The organism is Paracoccus sp. M683, from assembly GCF_007096355.1.
Lineage (GTDB): Bacteria > Pseudomonadota > Alphaproteobacteria > Rhodobacterales > Rhodobacteraceae > Paracoccus.
Genome location: NZ_VKDF01000005.1, coordinates 58,647 through 82,022, shown reverse-complemented (window position 1 = coordinate 82,022; position 23,376 = coordinate 58,647). Strand labels below are relative to the sequence as shown.

Sequence of the window (23,376 nt, the reverse complement as noted above, 5' to 3'; positions counted from 1 at the left end):
CCGATTTTCGACTTGCAGCCCTCGTCCCGCTTGGATAGACACCGCCCACAGTTGGGGCGTGGCCAAGTGGTAAGGCATCGGTTTTTGGTACCGTGTACCGTAGGTTCGAATCCTACCGCCCCAGCCAAAATCATCGAATGACGAACGAAACCAATGGCTTGATCCGCCACTGATCGGCCTTGCGCGACAGAACCTGCCCGGCGCAGGCCAGACTGCGACACCGCCCGGTCTGAGTCTGCGGTCGAGACGCTTATTCGTCAGATGCCTTTCACATGGCTTCGGCCGCCACCGTCGCGGCAGGTCTAGGCGCCGTGGTAAAGACCGAACGGAACGGGATGAAACGCAGATGGCGCGGCCGCGCCAAAGGCAATGGCCGGGGCGACAGCGATCAGGCCACAGGGTCAGGTTCGATGGCACCGGCGATATTCCGGGCGGGGGCGGATAGTCCTGACGCGAAAGGAAAGCTCAGCGCTTTTTCATCGCCTCAAGCAATGCCGCCCCAAGCCCGCCGGGCGTCTCTGGTTTCCCGCTTTGGGGTGCCTTTCCCTTCGGCTTGTCAGCCGCACGCATCGGCCGTCCTTGACCGGCGGGGGCCTTGCCGTCGGATGCACCGCCATCCTTGCGCATGGTCAGCCCAATGCGTTTGCGCGGAATATCCACCTCGGTCACGCGGACCTGAACGACATCGCCGGCCTTGACCACCTCATGCGGATCCTTGACGAAGCGATCGGCCAGTTGGCTGACATGGACCAGCCCGTCCTGATGCACGCCGATATCGACAAAGGCACCGAAGGCGGCGACATTGGTGACCGTGCCTTCCAACCGCATGCCGGGTTTCAGGTCCTTGATATCTTCGACGCCATCGGAAAACCGCGCTGTCTTGAATTCGGGCCGGGGGTCGCGGCCGGGCTTTTCCAACTCGCGAAAGATGTCGCGCACCGTGGGAAGGCCAAAGGCGCCGGTCACGAAATCCTCGGCGCGCAGGTTCTTCAGCGCCCCCGCCGTGCCAACGATCTGACGGATATCGCGCCCGCAGGCGGCGACGATCCGGCGCGCGACGTCATAGGCCTCGGGGTGGACGGCGGAAGCGTCCAGCGGCTCGGCCCCGTCGCCGATGCGCAGGAAGCCCGCGCATTGTTCGAACGCCTTGGGGCCAAGACCCGCGACCTTCAGCAGCGTCTTGCGCGTCGGGAAAGAACCGTGCTGTTCACGGTAAAGCACGATGGATTCGGCCAGCGACGGGCCAAGCCCCGCGACCTGCGCCAGCAGCGGGGCCGAGGCGGTGTTCAGATCAACGCCAACCGCGTTCACCGCATCCTCGACCACCGCATCCAGCGCGCGGGACAGGCTGCGTTGGTCGACATCATGCTGATATTGCCCAACGCCAATGGATTGCGGGGTGATCTTCACCAGTTCGGCCAGCGGATCCTGCAATCGCCGCGCAATCGACACCGCGCCGCGCAACGAGACATCCAGACCCGGAAACTCTCGTGCCGCCAGTTCCGAGGCGGAATAGACCGAGGCACCGGCCTCGGACACCACCACGCGGTTTGGCGCCTTTACCTGCGGGGGCAGCAGCCGCAACGTGTCACCGACCAGCTTTTCCGTCTCGCGGCTGGCCGTGCCATTGCCGATTGCGACCAGTTCGACGCCATGGCGTGCGATCAGCTGGATCAGCGTCGCCTCGGCCCCGCGCAGATCCATTCTGGGTTGGAACGGATAGATCGTCGCGGTTTCCAGAAGCTTGCCGGTCTTGTCTATCACCGCGCATTTCACCCCGGTGCGGATCCCCGGATCCAGCCCCAAGGTTGCCTTGGCACCAGCCGGCGCCGCCAGAAGCAGATCCTTGAGGTTGCGCGAAAAGACCGTGATGGCGGCTTCATGGGCGCGCTGGCGCAATTCACCCAGCAGGTCGATATAAAGCGTCAGCGAGAATTTGACCCGCCAAGCCCATTCCGCCGCCGCGCGCAGCCAGCGATCGCCAGGCGCATCGCCAGCAGTGCCAAGCGATGCAGCGATCGTGGCGATGGCCTGCGGCACGCCGGTCTCGGCATCGGGCGCGACCTCGATGGTGACGATTTCCTCTTTTGCGGCGCGCAGGATGGCCAGCGCACGATGCGAAGGGATATCGGCCCATTTCTCGCGCTGGTCGAAATAGTCGGCGAATTTTGCGCCGGCTTCCTGCTTGCCGGCGATGACCTTCGAGAGAACGAAAGCCTCGCGCCGCATGAAGTCGCGCAGCTTGCCCAGAAGCTCGGCCTGTTCGGAAAGCTCTTCGGTCAGGATGTCGCGCGCGCCGGTCAGCGCGTCCTTCACCGTTGGCACGGCCTCGGTCAGATAGGTTTCGGCATGGGTTTCGGGCGGGGTCGTGCGGTTTGTCATGATGGCGCGCAACAGCGGCTCAAGACCGTTTTCCCGCGCGATCATGGCCTTCGTGCGCCGCTTGGGCTTGAAGGGCAGATAGATGTCTTCCAGCCCCGCCTTGGTCTCGGCCTGGGCGATCGACCGGGCCAGATCGTCGGTCAGCTTGCCCTGTTCGCGAATGGATTTCAGGATCGTCTCGCGCCGCGCCTCAAGATCGCGCAGATAGACCAGCCGCTCGGCCAGGGTCCGAAGCTGCGTGTCATCCAGCCCGCCGGTGACCTCTTTGCGATAGCGCGCGACGAAAGGCACCGTCGCGCCTTCGTCCAACAGCGCCGCAGCAGCAACCACCTGCGCCGGGCTGGCGGCAATTTCCTGGGCGATGATTCCGGCGATCTGGGCGGCGGTCTGGGTCACGGCGGGCTCTCCATGTAACGGAAGGTCGTGATAGCCACACAGCGCCGAGGCAGCAACAGCGAGTCTTGGTGGCCGATACCCGCAGGCGCAAACCACGCGCCGCGCGTGCGTGGTGTTGTGGTGTTTTTGCCCCGCCCGTGGGACGGGTCGCTGACCGGCATGGCAGGCAGATCGGCAGGCCAGGCCCGCGCATAATTGGCGGATCGCCAATCCAGCCCGCGGCGCAACGCCGCTGCTGTCGCGCGTCAATGGTCTGGCCATCTGATCGGGCGGGCATCAGTGGCCGATCACTGATCGCCCGCCGCTTCGGCCTGCCGATGTCGCCTTTCCAGCCGCCGGCTCAGACCGTCAGCATGGTCTTGATCGCGCGGCGTTCATCCATGGCCAGATAGCCCTCGGCCACCTGCTCGATCGGCAGGATCAGGTCAAAGACCTTGCCGGGCTGGATGCGCCCCTGCAAGACACGGTCCATCAGGTCGGGCAGGAAACGCCGCACCGGGGCCGGTCCGCCCAGCATGCGCTGCTGCTTGAAGAACAGCTGCTGGCCGTCGAAACTGACGCCGTGGGGCACCCCGACATAGCCGATGCTGCCACCCGGCCGGCAGATCCCCATGGCCTGTTCCATGGATTCCCCCATGCCAACGGCCTCGATCACCGATTCCGCGCCAACGCCATCGGTCAGATCCATGATCCGGGCAATGCCCTCTGCCCCGCGCTCGGCCACGATGTCGGTGGCGCCAAATTCGCGGGCCAGCGCCTGACGGCTGGCATGGCGGCTCATCGCGATGATGCGGCCCGCGCCCATCTGGTTGGCGGCCATCACCCCCATCAGCCCGACCGCCCCGTCGCCCACGACGACGACCGTGCCGCCCGGACGCACGCCGGCGGCGACCGCGCCATACCAGCCGGTCCCCAGCACGTCGGACACCGCCAGCATATGCGGGATCATCTCGGCATCGGGCATGTGATCGGTCGCCACCAGCGTGCCATCGGCAAGCGGCACACGGGCAAAGGGGGCCTGGGCGCCCGACATGAACTCGCGCTGTGCGCAGGACGACTGAAAGCCGAACTGGCAATGCGGGCAGGTATTGTCCGACAGGCAGAAGCTGCCAACGACGAACTGGCCGGGACGGATGTTGCGGACCTCGGATCCGACCTCGATCACGACACCGCAGTATTCATGGCCCATATGCATCGGCTCGCCCTGCGCCTGGATACCGCGATAGGGCCACAGGTCCGATCCGCAGATGCAGGTCGCGGAAAGCTGGATGATGGCGTCGGTGGGTTTCAGGATGCCGGGATCCTCGACCCGTTCAAAGCGGATATCGCCGGGGCCGTGCAAAACGGTTGCATACATGGGACATGTCCTTTCGGGTCAATGGATCAATTCGATGCGCAGGGGATAGGTGCCCCGCACCAGCAGAGGCGCGACGGGGCCTTCGATCCGGCCAAGCCGGATCAGGTCGCCGCGATAGCGATAGTCGTCGTGGAAGAAGGCGAGATTGCCCCAGCCCCGGAAATAGCACAGATCGCCCGGCGCTTCGTCATCGTAATCGGCCAGCCCGCCCTCATCCAGCCTGCGCGGCAGATGCGCCAGCTTCTCGTTGGTCGAGAAATCCTCGATGCTCAGATCCAGCGGCAGAAGCGAGGCCAGGTCGCGCGCCGTCGGATTGTCGAACAGGCGATAGGTGAAATCCTGATCGGCAAAGGTGCAACGGATGCGCATTGGCGTTTCCCTGTCTTGGGCAAGCAGCCTGCGGGGTGCGATCACGCCGGTCAGGGCGGTCAGGGCGGTCGTAAGGACCGCCCGGCGATTGATCAGGCCGGTCATCGTGCGGGCCTCAGCAAATGCTGGCCATTGCCGATCAGGGCGATGGCGGCCGCAGCCAGGGCCACGCTGCCAAGGAAGGTCGCGCTGATCGAAATACCGTCCAGCAGCAGCCCGCCGATCACCGCACCCAAGAGGATCGAGACCTGGATCGCGGCAACCATCAGGCTGCCGGCGGCCTCGGCCGCGTCACCCGCGTTCTGCGACATCCAGGTCATCCAGATCACCGACATGGCGGTGTTCATCGCGCCCCAGACCATCAGCAACGCGCCCACGGCAAGAACCGAAATGCCCACCGCCAGCAACAGCAGCGTGGCCCCACCCATGACCAGCGCCGGCAGCATCAGCAGCGGCGCGATACGATTGCCCAGAAACCGCCCCGCCCCCCAGGTGCCGACAAAGCCCGCCAGCCCCAGCAGTAGCAGCAGAACCGACAGCACGGACACATCGACGCCCGTGACCTGTTCCAGAAACGGCCGCAGATAGGTGAACATGGTAAAGGCCGAACCCCAGCTGAGCATCGCGGCCAGCAGGCCACGGGCGAAATAGGGCCGCCGCAAGACCTCGATCAGCGCGCCAAGGTTTTGGCGACCGCGTGCCGGCAGCGAGGGCAGCGCGATGACATGCCAGACCAGATTGGCGGCGACGATCGGGGTCAGCAGCCAGAAAACCTCGCGCCAGCCCAGCATCCCGCCCAGATAGCTGCCCATCGGGGCGGCAAAGGCGGCGGCGATCGCCTGCCCGCCGAACATCAGCGACAGGGCGCGGGGCACATCGCGTTCCGGCACCAACCGCATGATCACCGCAGTGGCCAGCGCCCAGAAGCCCCCCACGCAGATGCCCAGAGCCGCCCGCGCGATCATCAGCACCGTGAAATTCGGCGCCATGGCGACCAGCACCAGCGACGAAAGCAGCAGCGCCGTCAGCGCGACCAGCACCCATTTGCGGTTCAGCCGGCCCGCCACCGTCGTGATCATCACACTGGCCAGCACCGCGAACAGCCCGCTGATGGAAATCGCCTGCCCGGTCTGGCCTTCCGTTGCCCCCAGCCCCTGCGCCATCGGCGTCAGCAGGCTGACCGGCATGAATTCGGACGCGATCAGCACGGCCACGCACAGGGTCATGGACAGAACCGCGCCCCAGGCCGCACCGGGGCTGACCTCGATATTCACATAGGTCGCATCGCTCATCGTCATCTCCTCGGTCAGTCGTCAGGCGACAGAGATACCGGAACTGGCGCGATCAGATTAGACAGGCAAACCGGCATGGACTAATCGACCGGGTCGATTAATATGACCCGACATGCCGGACCGGATCGCCCATGCCCCGCACCGATTTCAACGACCTGATGTGGTTCCGCGTCGTGGCGGAAGAACAGAATTTCACCCGCGCGGCGGCCAGGCTGGGCGTGGCGCAATCGACGCTGAGCCATACGATCAAGCGGCTGGAAACCCGCATGGGCATCCGCCTGCTGACCCGCACGACCCGCAATGTCGCCCCGACCGAGGCCGGCGCCCGCCTGCTGGCGACCGTCGCCCCCAGGCTGACCGAGATCGAGGACCAGATCGCGACACTGATGGAATACCGCGACAAGCCCTCGGGTCAGGTCCGGTTGACGCTGTCGGATCACGCCCTGGAGACGGTGGTCTGGCCGAAACTGCGCCCGGTGCTGGCGGCCTATCCCGATATTCAGGTGGAATTCAGCATCGACAACGGCTTTCGCAACATTGTCGAAGAGGGGTTCGACGCCGGTGTGCGTCTGGGTGAAAGCGTGGAAAAGGACATGATCGCCCTGCGCATCGGTCCCGATTGGCGGTTGGTGGCTGTCGCCTCGCCCGATTATTTCGCGGCCCATGGGCTGCCCCTGCATCCACGGGATCTGCCCCGGCATAATTGCATCACCCTGCGCCAGAACACGCGCGGCGGCATCTATGCGTGGGAGTTCGAGAAGGATGGGCAGGAACTGGTCGTTCGCGTCCAGGGGCAGCTGACCTTCAACAACACCTATGCCATGATCGACGCGGCGCGGGCGGGGCTGGGCATTGCGTTTGTCCCCAACAGCATGGCCGACGCTCTGATCGCATCGGGCGATCTGATCCTGGCGCTGGACGACTGGTCCCCCTTCTTCGACGGCTATTTCCTGTATTACCCCAGCCGTCGGCAGAACCGTCCCGCCTTTCGCGTCATCATCGACGCCCTGCGCCGCACCGAGCGCTAACCTGCCCCAAGGCGGCGCAGCACCACGCGCGACCATCACTGGCAGCGTGATCTAGGCCCGTCCGGCCTGCTGATCCCTGTCCCGGCGCAGCAGATAGATATCCATGATCCAGCCATGCGCCGCACGCGCCGCCGCACGGGTCGCGACGATACGCGGCGCGGCATCGGGCAGCGGACCATGATCCAGCAACTCCTCGGCCATGCCCAGATAGGCGCCCCACCAGATCTGCACGCCTTCAGGCCGCAGCGTCTGAAACGAAGATTCGCCGTCCAGCATGACCACGATGGTATCGGCCGCCTCTGGCCAGCCATGATCGCGCAGCTGCCGGCCCGTGGTGATCTGGACCGGCGCGCCAATCCGGTTCAGCGGAATGGCATGGGCCGCGCACAGCGCCTGGATCGCCGTGATGCCGGGAATGACGCGGGTGGTCAGCGGCAGCTCAAGCCGGCCTGCGATGCGCAGCGTGCTGTCATAAAGCGAGGGGTCGCCCCAGACCAGCAAGGCGACCTTTCCCGACAGCAAGGGCAGTTCGGCCGCGATCCTGTCCTGCCAGATCGCGGCGATCCGGTCATGCCAGCGGTTGACCCGGTGGTGATAGTCGGGATCGCCGGGATCGCGCTGCGGCATGTCGAACAGGGCCACGCGGGTCGAGGCCCCCAGATAACGGTCACAGATTGCGCGGCGCAGGCCCGCCAGATCGTCCTTGTCCGCGCCCTTATGCGGGATCAGGATCAGATCGGCCGCGCGCATTGCCGCGACCGCCTGCAAGGTCAGGTGATCGGGATTTCCGGTCCCGATCCCGATCAGTGTCAGTTCTATCATCTTGCCGGGCTTTACCCGCAGGCTCAGGCAAACAGGCGCTGCGTCACCAGCCCGCTGCTCTGCAAGCCGCCGCGCAGGGCCTTCGCGCCCGCCAGGACGGCCAGATCGACCAGCGGTTCGATCAGGATGACCATCATATAGACGACGCCAAAGCTGAGAATGCCCTGCACCCCGGCCAGCCCCTCGCCATAGATCGCCCAGAAGGCAACCCAAGCAACCACGCCGCCCTGAAACGCCGTCGACAGCGCCAGCGCCTGCAGATAGCTGAGGTCGACATAGGCCGTGCCCGGCGCGATGATCCGCTGTGCCAGCGCCTGCACGGCAAACAGCGGCACCAGCAGCGTGGTGACGTTCATGCCGTATTGCGGCAGATCGAAGGGCGCGAAGAACAGCCCCTGGATCAGCAGGCCAAGCGCCAGCCCAAAGGCCGCAGGCGCCGCGCCAAGGATCAGAAACAGGGTCGAGCCGAGAATGAAATGCACCTCGGACACGCCGACCGGGAAATGCGGCAGGACCTGGAAAAAGATGAAGGTCCCAACCGTGGCCATGGCCGTGCGTGCAACCAGCGACAGTGCCCCGCGCTCGACGAGCGACTGCAACGCCAGTTTCAGCGTCCACACCCCCGCGCCGGCGGCGGTGACATAGCTTAGCGCGATTTTCGCGCCGGTGACGATTCCGGGTTCGATATGCATCATGCTCTCCTTTTGCCGTCATCCCCGACGGCGGTTGGTTATGGTCTGGCGGCCGGTCTCCTGGCTCGCGGGTCAAAGCGTGGCTTCTGCCTTCCCGAACCTTTGGGGTTCAGTGGCCTTGTCGAAGCACGCTCTCCGCTGACAGTCGCGGGGGCGGCTGGGGTTGCGGGCGGATGCCCATCCCCATTCCCGATTAAGCCCAACGCCAAGGCGTTTTGCGGGCACCGATCAGACGGTCATCTAGACGCCATCTGGCGGGCCGGGTCAAGCACCCGCATGATCGCCCGCGCCCCCGACCCGCGCGATCAGGTGAAAGAACGTGCCCGTCACCACGCCGCCGCCCGGCATCATGCGGAAAGACCCGGTCTCGGGCACTTTTGCCCCATTGGCATCGCTTACATCAGCCAAGGGCGCATCGGGCTGGGCCAGGATCGAGGCATAGTGAAACTCGTGCCCGCGCAGCCCCTGCCCCACCCCCAGCCCTGGCATCCGCGCCAGCAATTCGGCCCGGCGATAACCCAGATGCATCCGCCGCTTGTGATAGCTGGTTTCGACCCCAAGCAGCCCGGCCATCCGGTGCCGGATGCCATCCGCATCGACCAGGCCCGCCCCAAGCGCCATATAGCCACCGCATTCGCCATGCACCGGCCGCGTCTCGGCAAAGCGCGCAAGCCCGGTGCGAAACCCTTCGGCGGCGGCGATGCGCCCCGCATGCAGCTCGGGATAGCCGCCAGGCAGCCAGCAGGCATCGGCGCTGTCATCGGGCGCCTGATCGTCCAGCGGCGAAAATGGCAGAATCGTCGCCCCTTGCCGCCGCCATTCAGCGATCAGATGCGGATAGACAAAGCTGAAGGCCGCATCACGCGCCAGGGCGATCCGCTGGCCGGGGGGCGGCACCGGACGATGGGGCGCCGCGTCTGGCAGGGTGCGCGCCGCAGCGGCGGCAATGATCGCGTCCAGATCGCAATGCCCACCGATCAGCCGGGCGGCATCGGCCAGGATGCGCGCCATCTCGGCGGTTTCCTCGGCCTGAACCAATCCCAGATGCCGCTCGGGCAGTTCGACATTGCCTTGCCGGGGCAAGGCGCCCATCACGGCGATGCCGGCCTCGGCCATGCCCTCGCGGATCAGCGCCTCATGCCGGGGCGAGGCGACGCGGTTCAGCACCACCCCCGCAAAGGGCAGGTCGGGGCGCAGCGTCGCGAACCCCCGCGCCACCGCCGCCGCCGATTGCGCCTGACCCGAGACATCCAGCATCAGCACCACCGGCCAGCCCATCATCGTGGCGATTTCCGCGCTTGATCCGATGCCCGCCTCGCCCGGCCTGGCCACCCCGTCGAACAGCCCCATCGAGCCTTCCGCCAGCACCAGATCGGCATCGCCCCCAAGCGCCGCATGGCCCGCGATCTGACCCGCAGGCATCGCCCATGTGTCCAGATTGAACGAGGCCCGCCCCGAGGCTGCCAGATGAAAGGCCGGGTCAATATAATCCGGCCCCGATTTGAACGGCTGCACCTTCAGGCCGCGTTCGCGCAAAGCCGCCAGCAGTCCCAGCATCAAGATAGTCTTGCCGGTGCCCGAAGCGGGGGCAGAAATCATCAGGCCCCGTGTCAATTGGGGAAGAGTCATTCGGGGAACCTCGGGTTGTCGCCAGTCGGGCGATAGCGGCGGTCATAATCGCCCGCATAAAGGCGGCTGTCGTCGAAATCCTCGGCAGCGAGTGCCGGGCCGACAAGGATCAGCGCGGTGCGGTCGATGCCCTGCGCCTCGGTCTGGATCGCCGCGAGGGTCGAGCGGATGACGCGCTGATCCGGCCATGTGGCCCGCCAGACCACGGCGACCGGGCAATCGGCGCCGTAATGCGGGGTCAGGTCAGTGACCACGCGGTCAAGCGCATGGATCGACAGGTGGATGGCCAGCGTCGCGCCGGTCGCGGCGAAGGCCGTCAGCGCCTCGCCCTCGGGCATGGGCGAGGCGCGGCCCGAGGTCCGGGTCAGCACCACCGATTGCGCCACGCCGGGAAGGGTCAGTTCCGTCTGCAACGCCGCAGCGGCAGCGGCGAAAGAGGGCACGCCGGGAACCACGTTGATCGGGATATTCAGCGCGCGCAGGCGGCGAAGCTGCTCGCCCATGGCCGACCAGACTGACAGATCGCCCGAATGCAGCCGCGCCACATCCTGCCCCGCGGCATGGGCGGTGGCGATCTCGGCTATGATCTGGTCAAGGCTCAGCGGCGCGGTGTTCACGATCCGCGCGCCGGGTGGGCAATGGGACAGCAGCGCCTGCGGCACCAGCGACCCGGCGTAAAGGCAGACCGGGCAAGCCGCGATCAGGTCGCGCCCGCGCAGGGTGATCAGATCGGCGGCACCCGGTCCGGCGCCGATGAAATGGACGGTCATGGGGTCTCCTCGCGGATGGCGATGGCGATGGTGGCGCGCCCGCAAGGGCTGGCGATGCGATTGAGGATCAGCCGCGCGCCGGGGCCGCAGGCTGCAAGGGCTGCGGCCTCGGCCACCGATCCGGTGCCGTGCAGCGACTGGATGCGCGGGGATTGCGTGGGCGTGTCGATGCCGGCGATGGCGACGATGCGCAGCGGGCGGTTCAGCGCGGTGATTTCGGCGGCGCGGGGGGCAATGGTGGCGACGGCGTCGACCGGCCCGGCCAAAGCCTCGGCCTGCGCCAGCATTTCGGTCAGCACCGTCACCGGCGCACCCGCGCGGCAACCGATCCCCGCCACCTTCACAGCACCGCCCGCCATTGCGTGATCGGCCGCGCCGGTTGCCAGCAGCGCGAGGGACCAAGGGGCGCTGCCTCGGCGATCTCGATCCGCATCAGGCCGCCACCATGGCGGGCGTGCAGGGAGGCCAGCAGGGCTTCGGTCTCGATGGTGACGGCATTGGCGACCAGCCTCGTGCCTTGCGGCAGGCGGTTGGTCAGCCAGTCGAACAGCGCCGCGCTGGCGCCTCCGCCGATGAAAACCGCATCGGGTTGGGGCAGGCCCTCCAGCACCTCGGGCGCGGGGCCGGGTTGCAGGCGCAGGCGGCCCGACAGGCCGAAGGCCGCGATATTCGCGGCGATGGTCTGCTGACGATCGGGGCGCGGCTCGATGGTGACGGCATGGCCGCCCGCCAGCGCCCATTCGACGGCGATAGAGCCTGAGCCACCGCCGATATCCCAAAGCATTTCCCCCCGGCGCGGGGCCAGAGCGGCCAGAGTGATCGCGCGGATGGGCGATTTGGTGATCTGGCCGTCATGGGTGAAATCGGCTTCTGGCCGCCCTGGAACGGCGGAAAGGCCCGCGCCGCGCGGCAGGTCCGCGCCGTCCAGTGCGACGGCCACAGGGGCCTCGATGCCGGTCAGATCAAAGGCGCTGGCGGTCGTCCAGCGCAGGCGTTCACGCGGGCCGCCCAAAGCCTCCATCACCGCGATGCGCGTGGCTACCATGCCTTGCGCCACCAGCCAATCGGCCAGCTCAGCCGGTGCTGCGCCATCGCGCAGTGTGGCGATGATCCGGCATCCCCGCGCCAGATGCGGGCGCAGCCGGGCAAAGGGCGCGGCATGCAGGCCCAGACAGGTCACATCCTGCAAGCGCCAGCCCAGCCTGCTGGCTGCCAGCGCAGGCACCCCCGGCGCAGGGAAACTACGCCATTCGCCGGGCTGAAGATGCGGCACCAGACTGCCGCCCGCACCGAACCAGAACGGATCGCCCGAGGCCAGCACCGCCACCCGCCGCCCCCGCAGCGCCAGCACCGGCGCCGGATCGAAGGGCACCGGCCATTCCCGCCCGCGCGCGCCGGCCTCGGCCAGCGCCAGATGGCGCGGCCCGCCAAAGATCACCTCGGCCCCGGTCAGCGCATCGCGGCTTGCATCCGACAGGCCCGCAAGGCCATCTTCGCCGATACCGATGATTGTCAGCCAGGGTTCAGCCATGCCTCGCATCCTTCTTCTCGGCGGCACGACCGAGGCCAGCCGCATGGCCAGCCTGCTGGCCGATGCGCGCATGGATGCGGTGTTTTCCTATGCCGGACGCACGGCTGCGCCGGTTTCCCAGCCCCTGCCGACCCGCGTGGGCGGCTTTGGCGGCGCCGAGGGGCTGGCCGATTACCTTCGCGACCAGCGGATCAGCCATGTGATCGACGCCACCCACCCTTTCGCCGCCCAGATCAGCCGCAATGCCATCACCGCCACGCAGGCGGCGGGCGTGCCGCTGCTGGTGCTGGAGCGCCCGGCATGGCAGCCCGAACCCGGCGACAACTGGACCCGCTGCGCCGATATTCCCGCCGCTGCCCGCGCCTTGCCCGAAACGCCTGCCCATGTCTTTCTGGCCATCGGCAAGCAGAACCTTGGCGCCTTTGCCGGCCTGGCGCATCGCTGGCTGCTGCGCCTTGTCGATCCGCCCGAGGGTGCGCTGCCCCTGCCCAATGCCCATGCCATCATCGCCCGAGGCCCCTTCACCGCCGACGCCGATCAGGCCCTGATGAACGCCCATGCCATCACCCATCTGGTCGCCAAGAACGCAGGCGGCGCGGGCGGCGAGGCCAAGCTGATCGCCGCCCGCCGCCTGCGCCTGCCGGTGATCCTGATCGACAGGCCCGCATTGCCCGAACGCATGACGGTCGCCGATCCGCAACAGGCGCTGGACTGGCTGCATCAGACCGCTCCCGCCCGGCGCGGCGTATAGACCCAGTTTCCCACCCGCCGCGTCTGCGAATTGCCGATCAGCACGACGGTGCGCATATCGGCCATCTCGGGGGTGGCTTCGGCCAAAGTGACTGTGCGGATCGCCTCATCAGCGGTCGAGACCGCGCGGGCGAAGATCACCAGCCGCTCGGGGCCGCATTCTTCGCGCAAGATCTGCAACACACGCGCAAAGCCACGGGGGCGGCTGGCCGAGCGCGGGTTATAGAAGGCCATGGCGAAATCGGCGCGGGCGGCAAGGCGCAACCGCTGCTCGATCACCTCGAAGGGCTTGAGGTTATCCGACAGGTTGATGGCGCAGAAATCATGGCCCAAGGGGGCACCGGCACGGGCGGCGGCGGCCAGCATGGCGGTGATGCCGGGCAGGATGCGGATATCGGGATGCTGGCCGGGGCGAGCCTCAAGCGCCTCGAACAGGGCCGAGGCCATGGCAAAAACCCCCGGATCGCCGGATGAGACCACGACCACCCGCCGCCCATCCGCCGCCATGTCCAGCGCAGCATGGGCGCGATCAAGCTCGACCCGGTTATCCGAGGGGTGCAGCACCAGCCCCGGACGCGGCGCGATGCGGGCGACATAGGGGATATAGCCGACGATATCGGTGGCCTCGGACAGGGCCGCGCTGACCTCGGGCGTGACCAAGGTATCAGCGCCCGGCCCAAGACCTGCGACCGTGACCCAGCCTGTCATTCCGCCGCCTCGGACAGCGCGACAGGGCGGCGGCCCTGACCGTGGACCATGACAATGGCGAAATAGGGGCAATCCTCGTCGCCAACCTCGGCCAGCCTTGCGATGCGCTGGCCGGGCATGGTGCCACGCTCGATCAGCCATGCGGCGTCAAGGCGACCAGCCGCAGCCAAAGCCCGGCGAATCTTGGGCAGGTTGCGCCCGGTCTTCATCACCACCAGCGCATCGGCGCCCTGCATGTGGCGGGTCAGATCGTCCTCGGGTAGCGTGCCCATCAGCACGGTCAGCACGTCATCGCCCCAGGTGATCGGCTGGCCCGAGGCGTTCCAGCAGCCCGCCATGCCGGGAATGCCGGGGATCACCTCGACCGCGGCCTGTCCGCGCAGGCGGATATAGAGATGCATGAACGAGCCATAGAAGAACGGGTCGCCCTCGCACAGCACCACCACATCGGTCTGGCGCGCAAGCGTGGCCAGACGCGCGGCCCAATCGTCATAGAAGCGCGCGAGAAGATCGTTATAGGCCGGGCTGTCAAAAGGAATTTCCGTCGTGACCGGGTATTCCATCGGATATTCGGTCACGCCATCGGCCAGCATGCCGCCCACGATCCGCCGCGCCTGCCCCTGACGGCCCGCCTTGCGGAAAAAGGCCACATGCCGCGCGCCCCTTATCGCCCGGTCGGCGCGGACCGAGATCAGGTCGGGATCGCCGGGGCCAAGCCCCGCGCAGATGATCTTGCCCATGTCCTATTCCTTCCGGCTGGCCAGCGCATTGACGGCGGCGACGGTGATGGCTGATCCCCCAAGCCGCCCCTGAACGATCAGCGAGGGAACCGGCGCGGCCATCATCAGCGCATCCTTGGATTCCGCCGCGCCGACGAAACCCACCGGGCAGCCGATGATCGCGGCAGGGCGGGGGCAGGCCGGGTCCTCCAGCATGTTCAGCAGGTGAAACAGCGCGGTCGGGGCATTGCCTATGGCGACCACCGCACCGGCCAGATGCGGGCGCCACAGCTCCAACGCGGCGGCGGATCGGGTATTGCCCATTTCGCGCGCGAGACCCGGAATGCGCGGGTCGTGAAGGGTGCAGATGACGGCGTTATCCGCAGGCAGGCGCGGGCGGGTGATGCCTTCGCTGACCATCCGCGCATCGCAGAGGATCGGGGCGCCGGCCACCAGCGCCGCCCGAGCCGCCGTGGCCATGCCGGGGGTGAAGCGCACGTCACGCTCCAGCCCGACCAGACCGGCTGCATGGATCATGCGCACGACAACGGGTTCCTCGTCGGGGTTGAAACGGGCCAGATCGGCCTCGGCGCGGATGGTGGCGAAGGACTGGCGATAGATCGCGGCGCCGTCCTTTTCGTAATCATAGGGCATTACAGAACCTCTGGCAGGCGGGCGGCGGGCAGGCCGCGAAGCTGGGGAATGTCATGGGCGCGGCCGCCCCGGATCAGGTCGAAACCTTGGGATGTGGCGGTCAGGGTGACGGTCGCCGGATGCGGCCAGCCGCAGCCCTTGGCGCAGCCCGAGACATGCAGGACCGCGCCCTTTGGCACCTGTGCGGCAAGGCTGCGCGCAAGGGGCCGGGTCGCCGCATGGGCCTGCGGGCAGCCGGGCGCGCCAGTGCAGGCGCGCAGGCGCAGGCGCGGATCGGCGGGGTCGAGGATCAGGCCGGGCAGGTCGGGGGCGGCATGCAGCCCCTCGATCAGCAGCATCCGCCATGGCGTCAGGCGGATCGGGCCGAGGGCGGCCAGCGCGGTCAGGGTCGCGGCACCGGCCTGACCGAATTCCAGCGCCACCAGCATACCTTGCGGCACCGGGCCGGGGCCGGGGATCGGCGCGGCGACGGCGGGGGACAGCGAGGCGGGCGGCGTGGTGCCACGGGCGATCAGCGCCGCCATGCGGCCCCGGCCATCGGTGACGCCACGGGACAGGAACCACGCGGCGAGGTCCAGCGCGCAGGCCATATCGGTCAGCGGCTGGCCCGTCGCCATGCCATCGGCGCGCAGCAGCAGGTGGCCATCGGCGGCGCGTTCGATGCGGATATCGGCGGGGGTCTGGGTCAGGACCGGGGCGGGGCCGGTATCGACGGCAAAGCCGAATTTCGCGGGCAGGGTCAGGGTGCTGACGGCAAGGGCGGCTTCCAGCGTGGTGGCAAGCCGGTCGGTTTCGATGTCGGCGAAGGGGGTGACGATGATATTGCGGCGGGTTTCGGTCGCGATGTCAGCGTCGATCAGATCGAGCCGCCGCAGGTCGGTGATCAGCGGCGCATGGGTCGCTGGCGTCACCCCGCGCAATTGCAGATTGGCGCGGCCCGTCAGGTCGATCAGACCGTTGCCATGATGCTCTGCCGCCTGCGCGATCCCTGCCGCCTGCGCCATGCTCAGCCGTCCGCCGCGCGGGCGCACCCGCACCACCCAGCCATCGCCTGACTCCATCGGCTGCAGCGCGCCGGGGCACCATCCCTTGACCACGCTCATGCCTCGCCCCCCAGGCTTGCCGCGATCGAGTTGCGGCGGGTGGACCACAGCCCCGACTCGGCCAGACGGCGGAACAGATCGCGCATGGCGGCCAGGGCGGCGGGGTTCGCGTCAGCCATGAAAGCGACGATCTTGGGGCGGCCAAGCGTGGCATCGTGATAAAGGTCGAACAGATGCGGCGGCACCACCTGCGCCAGATGGGCGAAGGCCGCCAGATGATCCAGCGTCGCCGCGATTTCCGCCGCGCCGCGATAGCCGTGGTTCGCCATGGCATCGGCCCAACGCGGATCAGCGGCGCGGGCGCGCAGGGTGCGGGCGATTTCCTCGGTCAGGGTCCGGGCACGGGGGCGGTCGGGCTGGGTCGCGTCGAGGTGATAAAGCGCGGGCGCCTCGGCCCCGATCCGGGCCATGGCGGCGGCGAAACCGGCCTCATGCGCGGCATAGTCGCCGGCCAGCAGCAGATCGCTTTCGGGCAGGTCTTGGGCATGGACGAAACTGTCGGCGCGGGCCAACCGAGCCTCCAACGCCGCGCGATCCGGCTGCACGGCCCCGTCGCGCCCGATGGCCCAGCCAGAGGCATTCAGCCAGGCCTCGCCCGCCTGCCGCCGCGAGGTCTCGGTAAAGGTCTGGGCGGCGATGCCCATGCCCAGCCCGTATTGCCCCGGCTCGGGTCCGAAAACGCGGGGGCTGCGGGTCACATAGGGGTTGTCGGCGGGGTCTTCCTCGCGCGCGGCAAGGGCCTCGGCCCCGGTCTCGAACAGCTGCGCCAGCACCGGGAATATGTCGCGGAACAGGCCGGAAACGCGCAGGGTCACGTCGATGCGTGGGCGGTTCAGCAGCGGCAGCGGGACCACCTCGACCCCCGAGACGCGGCCCGAGCCGGCATCCCAGATCGGTTTCAGCCCCGCCAGATGCAGGGCCATGGCAAATTCCTCGCCCGCCGTGCGCATGGTGGCGCTGCCCCACAGATCGACGACCAGCCCGCGCGGCCAGTCGCCGTGATCCTGAAGGTGGCGGCGCAGCAGTTCCTCGGCCAGTTTCACGCCTTGGGCATGGGCGGCAGGCGTCGGCACGGCGCGGGGATCGACGCTGAAAAGGTTGCGGCCCGTGGGCAGCACATCGCCGCGCCCCCGCGCCGGTGAACCCGAGGGGCCGGGGGTGACGAACCGCCCGGCCAGTGCCGTCAGCAGGCCCTCGGCCTCCTGCGCCCCGCAGGCACCCGCGCCAAAGACATGCAGCCCCTCGCCGAACTGGCTTTCCTTGATATCGCAGACGAAGCGGTCGATGCGGGTGATCGCCTCGGCGGCTGATGCCTCGCGCGGAATGCCCAGATCAGCCTCGACCCCCGCGCCCTGCGCCTCGTCGCGGATGGCGGCGATCAGGCGGTCGCGGCGGGCGGGATCAAGCCCGTCAGCGGTGGAGTATTCATCCAGCAGGCGTTCCAGATGCGCCATGTTCGTGGGCGTCGCGGCCTGCGTCATCGGCGGCGGCAGGTGGCCAAGCGTCACCGCGCCGATGCGGCGCTTGGCCTGCGCGGCCTCGCCGGGATCGTTGACGATGAAGGGATAGATGACGGGCAAGGCGCCAGTCAGTGCCTGAGGCCAGCAGGTGCCCGACAGCGCCACGGATTTGCCCGGCAGCCATTCCAGCGTGCCATGCGCGCCCATATGGATCAGCGCGTGCAGGCGCTGCGTGCGGAGCCACAGGTAGAAGGCGACATAGGCATGACGCGGCACGCGGGTCAGGTCGTGATAGATATCGGCGCGGTCGGTGTGATGGCTGCGTTCGGGTTGCAGGGCCAGCAACAGATTGCCGCGCCGGATGGCGGCAAAGCGGAAGCTGCCGCCCTTCACGACAGGTTCGGTTTCGGGGGCACCCCATGCGAGGATCAGGTCTTCGCGAAGGCGCGCAGGCAGGGTCTGCAACGCGGCCAGATACTCGGCCAGCGGCCAGTCGATGCGCTCCGTCACCAGCGCGGCGGCGTCGGGACCGGGCGGCACGTCATAGCCCTGATCCGCCAGCATCCGCGCCACCGCATCGCCCGAGGCCGGCGCGTCGAGGCCGACCGCATGGGCCATTTGCCACTCGCGCCCCGGATAGGTCGATAGGACCAGCGCCACCTGACGTTCCGCCGTGGGCGTGGTGGCCAGCCGGTGCCAGGCGGCGACGCGGGCGGTGATGGCAAGGGTGCAGTCGGGATCGGCGCGATGGGCGAAGCGGCTGAATTGCAGGGCCGGATCGCGCGGTTCGGGGGATTTGAAGCTGGCAACCCCGGCGAAGATGCGGCCATCAACCTCGGGCAGAACCACATGCATGGCGAGGTCAGACGGGGACAGCCCACGTTCGGACCCCGCCCATTCGCGGCGGCGATTGGTGGATAGTGCGACCTGAAAGACCGGGCAGCCGTAGCGGTCAAAGGGCGTCTGGCCGATGTCAGAGCGGACCGAGAAGCCGGTGGCATTGACGATGGCGGCGGGGGGCTGGGGCAGCGCGCCCGCCAGCCAATCGGCGAAACCGGCGGCCTTCAGCGAGGGCGCAAATACGCCGCAAGCGGCCATCCCCTGCGCCCGCAGGGCATGGATCAGCGCGTCGACGGGGCCGGTATCGGCGGCGGTCAGATAGCTGCGATAGAAGCTGACCAGCGCCAGCGGGCCGGGCGGCGGGGCGTCGATCACGCCCGCCTCGGGATCATAGAACCCCCAATCCGGCAGCGCGGCCTGCCCCGGAACCGGCGCCGCAGGCAGACCCGTCACCTGCGCCATCAGCGCCAGCGCGGCCTGCGCCGCCACCGCCCCGCCGCTGTCGCAAAGCGCCGCCAGTTCGCGCAAGAGGGCCACCGGCAGGGTGGAAACCTGATCCAGCCGTTCATCGACGCGCCCATCGCCCGGCAATACCGCAAGCGCGATCCCCCTGCGCCGCGCGAGATCCTGAATCGAGGCCAGACCATAGGGCCAATAGGCCTCGCCCCCGATCAGGCGGATCAGGATGGCTTTCGCGCCCGCCAGCGTGGTCTCAAGGTAATTGTCGACCGAGACCGGATGGCGCAGCGCCACCAGATTGCACAGCCGCAGCGTGGGCAGGCCGCCCGCCGCCCGCCGCCAACCCGCCGCGAAAGCGCCAAGGTCGCTGTCGGAAAACGACAGCACCACCAGATCCGCGGGCGTCTGGCCGGGATCATAGGGTGTGTCGGTCTCGTCCAGACCGTGACTTTCGCGGAAGATCAGATGCATCAGGCGGGCACGCTGTCGGTCAGCACGGCGCGGATGGCGCCCGCGTCGATATCGTCATGCTCGGCGATGACCACCAGTTGCGAGATGCGCGGCTGGCTGCCCCATGGCCGGTCATATTGATGCCGCACCCGCGCGCCCACGGCCTGAACCAGCAGGCGCATGGGCTTGCCCGCGACGGCGACATAGCCCTTGACCCGCAGGATGTTCTGTTCGCGGGCCAGCCGCTCGATGGCGGTGACCAGCGTGGCGGGGCTGTCAATCTCGGGCAGGTCGATGACGACGGTGTCGAAATCCTCGTGCTCGTGATCGTCCGCGCCGTCGTGATGGCTGGGGCGGGCGTCCAGATCATCCTCGGCCGCCGCGCCAAGGCCAAGGATCACGCGCGGATCGACCGCGCCTTCGGTCACGGGCAGGATCGGCAGGGGGCGCGGGGCCTCGGCCTCGATCGCGGCGCGGGCGGCGTCCAGCGCGGCCTGGTCGACCAGATCGGCCTTGGTCAGCAGCACCACATCGGCGCAGGCGATCTGATCCTCGAACACCTCGGACAGCGGCGTTTCGTGGTCGAGGCTGTCATCTGCCTCGCGCTGCGCCTGAACGGCGGCCTCGTCCGGGGCGAAACGGCCTGCCGCCACGGCCTCGGCATCGGCCAGCGCGATCACCCCGTCGACGGTGATGCGCGAACGGATCGCGGGCCAGTCGAACGCCTTGAGCAAGGGCTTGGGCAGGGCCAGACCCGAGGTCTCGATCAGGATATGATCGGGTTTGCGGGGCATGGCCATCAGCCGTTCCAGCGTCGGGATGAAGTCATCGGCGACCGTGCAGCAGATGCAGCCGTTCGAGAGTTCGAGGATATTTTCCGCCGGGCAGCTTTCATCGGCGCAGCTTTTCAGGATCTCGCCATCCACGCCCACGGTGCCGAATTCATTGACCAGAACCGCCAGCCGCTTGCCCTGCGGATTGGCCATCAGATGCCGGATCAGCGTGGTTTTCCCCGAGCCCAGAAAGCCGGTGATGACGGTGACGGGGATTTTCGTGAGATCGGTCATGGATCACTCCTGCGGGATGCTGAATGGCGGGATGCGGGCAAGGCTTTGCTTGCGGAAAATGGTGGGGCGCTCGCGCCAGGGAACCAGCCCGTCAGGGGCGGCGGCATAGGCGGCGGCGCCGGTCAGGATGTCGGCGGCATCATCGGGGCCAAGGCGGCCATAGACATAGGACCACTTGCCCGGCGCGGATAAGGCGACGGAACAGCCCTGCGAACAGGCCGACAGGCATTCGACCGGGCGCAGTTCCACACCTTCGGGCAGATCACCGCCCGCCAGCGCGTCATGCAACAGCGCACCCGGACGCGGCTCGGCGGCCTCGCCCGAGACCCCGCGGCAGGTGGTGCAGACATGCAAGATCGCGCGCATCGCGGCCCTTCCCTGATGGCTTTCGGGGTCAGGGGCCAGACGGACAAGAGGGGGCAACGCAGCCGACATCTTGCCTGCCGGTCGCGGATCACCCCGTCCGCCCGTAAACATCATGCGCTGGCAGGTCTCCCGGCTTGCGGATCAAACGGTCGGCCCACCTTCCCGGCATTTGCCAGTGGCATCGGGCGACCTCTCCGGTCACGGTCGCGGGGGCGGCTGCTTCGGGGTCTTTCGGCCCTTTTGCATTCCCTCTTCGCCTGCCATGGGACAGGAACCAGCGCGCCCTCACCTGAGGCAGCCACCCCCCGCTTGTCAAGCGGAAGCGACAGGCGCCGGGGGAATATCGCGCGGGCATTGGCGCAAGGCGCCGTTCCGCCCCCTGCCCTTCCCGCCCCGGCCTTGATCATGGCGGCGTTTGCGACCATCGTGACCGGCAGAAACCGCAGGGACAAGTCTGGGATGAAGGCAACAGGGCAGGACCACCCGCAAGATCGGCTGCGCGCCGTGCTGGCCCGGCATGACCGGCTGGTGCTTGCGGTCAGTGGCGGGGTCGACAGCATGACGCTGGCCCATGCAGCCCATTGCCTGCCGCCAGTGGGCGACGGGGTGACGGTCTGCCATGCCGTCTCGCCCGCCGTCCCGGCCGAGGCCACAGCCCGCGTGCGCGACCACGCCCGGCGTCACGGCTGGCATCTGCTTGTGCTGGAGGCCGGGGAATTCGCCGATCCCGACTATCTGCGCAACCCGGTCAATCGCTGTTATTTCTGCAAGTCCAACCTGTATGACCGGATTGCCGCATCGGTGCCCGGCACCATCGCGTCAGGCGCCAATCTGGACGATCTGGGTGACTATCGGCCCGGCCTTCAGGCCGCCAGCGAGCGCCGCGTTTGCCATCCCTTTGTCGAGGCCGGCATGACCAAGGCCGATATCCGCGCCATGGCCCGCCAGTTCGGGCTGGACGATATTGCCGAACTGCCCGCCCAGCCCTGCCTTGCCAGCCGGATCGAGACCGGGCTGACCGTCACGCCCGAGGATCTGGGCTTTGTCGAACAGGTCGAGCGGGCGCTGACGCAGATGGCGCCCGGAAAAACGCTGCGCTGTCGGGTGGTTGCGCGGGGGATCAGGCTGGAACTGTCCGAGGCGCTGATCGCCGATGCCGCACTTTACCAGCGGCTTGCAACCACGGCCCAACAGCTTTGCGACAATGCCGGCCGGTCGCTGCTGTCGATCGTCCCCTATCGTCGCGGATCGGCCTTCCTGCATGGCTGACCCCTCTGCCCCTGCCCCCGGCCCTGCCGGCCCCCCGGACCCCGCCATTCGCATGGACTGGCAGCGCAGGGCCCGCACCGGCATCCCCGAGGCGGTGTTTTGCGAAGGCAAGACCCCCGACCATATCCGCGCCATCCTGACGCAGGCCCGCGACCGGCAGGCACGACTGTTCCTGACCCGGCTGACCGCCCCCGCCCATGACGCGCTGGCGGGCGATTTCGCGCTGGATTACTGCCCGCTGTCACGCACCGCCGTGTTCGGCGGCTGGCCGCAGGCGGAACTGCGCAGCGATCAGGTCGCGCTGGTATCGGCCGGCACCTCGGATATGCCCGTAGTGGAAGAGGCGCGCCGCGCACTGGCCTTTCACGGCATCGCGGCGCCGGTCTTTGCCGATATCGGCGTGGCCGGCCTGTGGCGGCTGATGGATGCGGCCGAGGAACTGGCGCGGTTCCGCGTCCTGATCGCCGTGGCAGGGATGGAGGGCGCGCTGTTTTCCGCACTGGCCGGGCTGGTGCCGGGGGTGGTGATCGCGGTGCCCTCGCCGGTGGGCTATGGCGTTTCGGCCGGGGGACAGGCGGCACTGACGGCGGCGCTGGCCAGCTGTGCGCCGGGGGTGCTGGCAGTCAATATCGGCAATGGCTTTGGTGCGGCGGCGGCGGCCTGTAAAATCATCGGCTGATATGCGCGGCGGGTCAGCCTGCCCTTGCCCCATTCGCACCCCGGCGGGCGGCCATGCTGTCGCGCAACAGGGCCAGATCATCCTGATCAAGCCGCGCCCGCGCAAAAGGCAGCACAACGGCATTCTCGATCATGACATGCCGCCTGAGCAGCGCCGAGAAACGCTGGATCAGAGCTGCCTCATCGGGACTGGCGGCTCGCTGTGCGGCATGCAGCGACGTGAACATCGCCAGCATGTCGGGGATCATGTCGGACAGGGCCTGATGCTCGGCCTCGACCCTGTCCAGCGTCGGCTCGATCTCGTCCTCGGGCAGACAGCGGGCCAGCAGCAGATCGTGCAGGTCGACATCCTCATCGACGATCAGCAGGGCCAGTTCCCGGTCGAGAAAACCGACCAGCGCCGCCACGACCTGCGGATCGGGACTGTCGCTGGCCGCGACCTGTTCCATCGCGATGCAGACGGCGCGCATGTGGATGTGATCGACCTTGATGAATTCCAGCGGGTCCGCAAGCAGCCGCAGATCTGTCGGGGCCAGATCGTCAAGGGCGGTCCTTTCGTTGGCACGCTGGATTGTCACCTGCTAC

The 23,376-nt window shown here is 67.9% G+C and carries 22 protein-coding genes, 1 tRNA gene and 2 riboswitches; of the genes, 5 read left to right on the top strand and 18 right to left on the bottom strand.

From position 1 onward, the window contains the following. The first annotated feature begins 52 nt into the window (after positions 1 to 52). Positions 53 to 127 (top strand) — tRNA-Gln (locus FNJ84_RS10720). A 338-nt stretch (positions 128 to 465) separates the two neighbouring features. Here FNJ84_RS10720 and FNJ84_RS10715 read toward each other — a convergent pair. The 4 genes from FNJ84_RS10715 to FNJ84_RS10700 form a co-directional block, all read right to left on the bottom strand. After that, entirely contained in the window at positions 466 to 2,778 is a 2,313-nt protein-coding gene (locus FNJ84_RS10715) for a Tex family protein (RefSeq protein ID WP_143793128.1), read from the bottom strand. Between the two features lie 340 nt (positions 2,779 to 3,118). Next, positions 3,119 to 4,135: a zinc-dependent alcohol dehydrogenase family protein gene (locus FNJ84_RS10710; RefSeq protein WP_143793127.1), complete on the bottom strand. Its 1,017-nt coding sequence runs from the start codon at positions 4,133 to 4,135 to the stop codon at positions 3,119 to 3,121. Positions 4,136 to 4,153: 18 nt separating this feature from the next. Continuing rightward, positions 4,154 to 4,609 carry a cyclophilin-like fold protein gene (locus FNJ84_RS10705; protein ID WP_255471166.1) on the bottom strand — a complete coding sequence of 152 codons (456 nt, stop codon included), beginning with the start codon at positions 4,607 to 4,609 and terminating at the stop codon, positions 4,154 to 4,156. Continuing rightward, positions 4,606 to 5,796 (bottom strand): MFS transporter, encoded by a 1,191-nt coding sequence (locus tag FNJ84_RS10700; RefSeq protein WP_143793126.1) that lies wholly within the window; start codon positions 5,794 to 5,796, stop codon positions 4,606 to 4,608. Before FNJ84_RS10700 ends, FNJ84_RS10705 begins: the two co-directional genes overlap by 4 nt. A 131-nt stretch (positions 5,797 to 5,927) precedes the next feature. On the opposite strand from FNJ84_RS10700, the gene FNJ84_RS10695 reads away from it, so the two are divergent. After that, the gene (locus FNJ84_RS10695) at positions 5,928 to 6,824 is read left to right on the top strand and encodes a LysR family transcriptional regulator (protein WP_143793125.1); all 897 of its coding nucleotides are present in this window, start codon (positions 5,928 to 5,930) and stop codon (positions 6,822 to 6,824) included. Between the two features lie 51 nt (positions 6,825 to 6,875). Here FNJ84_RS10695 and cobF read toward each other — a convergent pair whose 3' ends face one another. The 6 genes from cobF to cbiE all read right to left on the bottom strand — a co-directional run bounded on the left by cobF (position 6,876) and on the right by cbiE (position 12,268). Beyond that, on the bottom strand, positions 6,876 to 7,646 hold the full coding sequence (gene cobF / locus FNJ84_RS10690) for a precorrin-6A synthase (deacetylating) (RefSeq protein ID WP_143793124.1): 771 nt from the start codon (positions 7,644 to 7,646) through the stop codon (positions 6,876 to 6,878). A 23-nt stretch (positions 7,647 to 7,669) separates the two neighbouring features. Continuing rightward, positions 7,670 to 8,338 (bottom strand): energy-coupling factor ABC transporter permease, encoded by a 669-nt coding sequence (locus FNJ84_RS10685; RefSeq protein WP_143793491.1) that lies wholly within the window; start codon positions 8,336 to 8,338, stop codon positions 7,670 to 7,672. Between the two features lie 32 nt (positions 8,339 to 8,370). Continuing rightward, positions 8,371 to 8,582: riboswitch (cobalamin riboswitch) on the bottom strand. Positions 8,583 to 8,602: 20 nt separating this feature from the next. Beyond that, a complete protein-coding gene (locus FNJ84_RS10680; protein ID WP_143793123.1) occupies positions 8,603 to 9,967 on the bottom strand; it encodes a cobyrinate a,c-diamide synthase in 1,365 nt (454 codons plus the stop codon). After that, complete coding sequence (gene cobM / locus FNJ84_RS10675) at positions 9,964 to 10,737, bottom strand: precorrin-4 C(11)-methyltransferase (protein ID WP_143793122.1); 774 nt, start codon at positions 10,735 to 10,737, stop codon at positions 9,964 to 9,966. Before cobM ends, FNJ84_RS10680 begins: the two co-directional genes overlap by 4 nt. Continuing rightward, complete coding sequence (locus FNJ84_RS10670; protein WP_143793121.1) at positions 10,734 to 11,096, bottom strand: cobalamin biosynthesis protein; 363 nt, start codon at positions 11,094 to 11,096, stop codon at positions 10,734 to 10,736. Before FNJ84_RS10670 ends, cobM begins: the two co-directional genes overlap by 4 nt. Beyond that, a complete protein-coding gene (cbiE, locus tag FNJ84_RS10665) occupies positions 11,078 to 12,268 on the bottom strand; it encodes a precorrin-6y C5,15-methyltransferase (decarboxylating) subunit CbiE (RefSeq protein ID WP_143793120.1) in 1,191 nt (396 codons plus the stop codon). Before cbiE ends, FNJ84_RS10670 begins: the two co-directional genes overlap by 19 nt. On the opposite strand from cbiE, the gene FNJ84_RS10660 reads away from it, so the two are divergent. Next, positions 12,267 to 13,019, top strand: coding sequence for a cobalt-precorrin-6A reductase (locus tag FNJ84_RS10660; protein WP_143793119.1), 753 nt, complete (start codon positions 12,267 to 12,269; stop codon positions 13,017 to 13,019). The two genes, cbiE and FNJ84_RS10660, sit on opposite strands and share 2 nt — an antisense overlap. On the opposite strand, the gene cobJ is transcribed toward FNJ84_RS10660, so the two are convergent. Genes cobJ through FNJ84_RS10625 form a run of 7 tightly spaced genes read right to left on the bottom strand, consistent with a single transcriptional unit; the run spans position 12,989 to position 20,844 of the window. Beyond that, complete coding sequence (gene cobJ, locus FNJ84_RS10655) at positions 12,989 to 13,726, bottom strand: precorrin-3B C(17)-methyltransferase (protein ID WP_143793118.1); 738 nt, start codon at positions 13,724 to 13,726, stop codon at positions 12,989 to 12,991. The two genes, FNJ84_RS10660 and cobJ, sit on opposite strands and share 31 nt — an antisense overlap. Beyond that, entirely contained in the window at positions 13,723 to 14,466 is a 744-nt protein-coding gene (locus FNJ84_RS10650; RefSeq protein WP_143793117.1) for a precorrin-2 C(20)-methyltransferase, read from the bottom strand. The genes cobJ and FNJ84_RS10650 overlap by 4 nt, the downstream gene beginning before the upstream one ends. Before the next feature lie 3 nt (positions 14,467 to 14,469). Next, on the bottom strand, positions 14,470 to 15,099 hold the full coding sequence (locus FNJ84_RS10645; RefSeq protein ID WP_143793116.1) for a precorrin-8X methylmutase: 630 nt from the start codon (positions 15,097 to 15,099) through the stop codon (positions 14,470 to 14,472). Then, positions 15,099 to 16,202 carry a precorrin-3B synthase gene (cobG, locus tag FNJ84_RS10640; protein WP_143793115.1) on the bottom strand — a complete coding sequence of 368 codons (1,104 nt, stop codon included), beginning with the start codon at positions 16,200 to 16,202 and terminating at the stop codon, positions 15,099 to 15,101. Before cobG ends, FNJ84_RS10645 begins: the two co-directional genes overlap by 1 nt. After that, positions 16,199 to 19,432, bottom strand: a complete 3,234-nt coding sequence (gene cobN / locus FNJ84_RS10635) for a cobaltochelatase subunit CobN (RefSeq protein ID WP_143793114.1) — start codon at positions 19,430 to 19,432, stop codon at positions 16,199 to 16,201. The genes cobG and cobN overlap by 4 nt, the downstream gene beginning before the upstream one ends. Further along, entirely contained in the window at positions 19,432 to 20,478 is a 1,047-nt protein-coding gene (cobW, locus tag FNJ84_RS10630; RefSeq protein WP_143793113.1) for a cobalamin biosynthesis protein CobW, read from the bottom strand. The genes cobN and cobW overlap by 1 nt, the downstream gene beginning before the upstream one ends. 3 nt (positions 20,479 to 20,481) lie before the next feature. Continuing rightward, a complete protein-coding gene (locus tag FNJ84_RS10625) occupies positions 20,482 to 20,844 on the bottom strand; it encodes a DUF1636 domain-containing protein (protein WP_143793112.1) in 363 nt (120 codons plus the stop codon). A gap of 101 nt (positions 20,845 to 20,945) precedes the next feature. Continuing rightward, a riboswitch (cobalamin riboswitch) is annotated at positions 20,946 to 21,138 on the bottom strand. A 111-nt stretch (positions 21,139 to 21,249) separates the two neighbouring features. On the opposite strand from FNJ84_RS10625, the gene FNJ84_RS10620 reads away from it, so the two are divergent. Beyond that, complete coding sequence (locus FNJ84_RS10620) at positions 21,250 to 22,113, top strand: adenine nucleotide alpha hydrolase (RefSeq protein WP_255471165.1); 864 nt, start codon at positions 21,250 to 21,252, stop codon at positions 22,111 to 22,113. Positions 22,114 to 22,165: 52 nt separating this feature from the next. After that, a complete protein-coding gene (larB, locus tag FNJ84_RS10615) occupies positions 22,166 to 22,792 on the top strand; it encodes a nickel pincer cofactor biosynthesis protein LarB (protein ID WP_143793111.1) in 627 nt (208 codons plus the stop codon). A 13-nt stretch (positions 22,793 to 22,805) separates the two neighbouring features. Here larB and FNJ84_RS10610 read toward each other — a convergent pair whose 3' ends face one another. Next, positions 22,806 to 23,369, bottom strand: a complete 564-nt coding sequence (locus tag FNJ84_RS10610; RefSeq protein WP_143793110.1) for a hemerythrin domain-containing protein — start codon at positions 23,367 to 23,369, stop codon at positions 22,806 to 22,808. Positions 23,370 to 23,376 lie beyond the last annotated feature (7 nt).